Origin of the sequence: Escherichia sp. MOD1-EC6098 (genome assembly GCF_002965865.1) — a bacterium.
Classification (GTDB): Bacteria; Pseudomonadota; Gammaproteobacteria; order Enterobacterales; family Enterobacteriaceae; genus Escherichia; species Escherichia marmotae.
In genome coordinates, this window is the sequence record NZ_PTSN01000079.1 from 1 (window position 1) to 720 (window position 720).

Sequence of the window (720 nt, forward strand, 5' to 3'; positions counted from 1 at the left end):
CCGAGATGGGATTCGGTTATCTTGCCTTTGAAAAAATCCAGGTAACCTTCCGCATCATCGCTCGCCCGACCGACGGCCTCCACGAATGCCGATTTGCCAACGGTGTTCACACTGCGGATATAAAAGTAATAATCATGGCCCGGTTTGATATTGATACTGGCGGCTATCCAGTACAGCGCCGTACCAAGATAGCGGGCTGTGGTTTCAACCTGCCTGATATCGGTAATCCGCTTTTCCGAGAACCAGAACTCAAACTGTACCGTCGGGTCATAAACCGCAAGATGCGGCGTGGCGGTTATCTGAAAATAGCCCGGCGTCAGCTCAATCCTCGACGGTGCTGCCGGGGCGGCGATCCGGAACGATACCGATGCAGGATCGCCCTGCTGTCCCCATGCATTTACCGCCCGGACTGTCAGCCTGTAGTTCCCCAGCGCCAGCTGCCTGAAGCGGTATGTGGTTTCCGTCGTCCGGGCCGTGCTGACCAGCCGCTCACTGCCGTCATCCGCTGTTACGGTCAGACGGAGCAGGAAGCTCACGCCCTTCACCACCTTCGGCGTGTCCCAGCGCGCCAGCACCTGATATTCCCCGCTGTCTGCGGTGACTTCGGCGGTCAGGTGCTGCACCGCTGGCGGCGTGACACCATTCACCGTGCCGCTCTGGTCGCCGTCAAAGTGCGCCCCGTTATCCACGATGGCTTCTTTTTCCGGTACATGCTGCACG

General features: G+C 58.8%; 1 protein-coding gene. It reads right to left on the reverse strand.

Going from position 1 to position 720, the window contains the following annotated elements:
• Window positions 1–720: host specificity protein J (locus tag C0K55_RS25705; RefSeq protein ID WP_172956566.1), on the reverse strand; the 720-nt coding region annotated here is incomplete at both ends.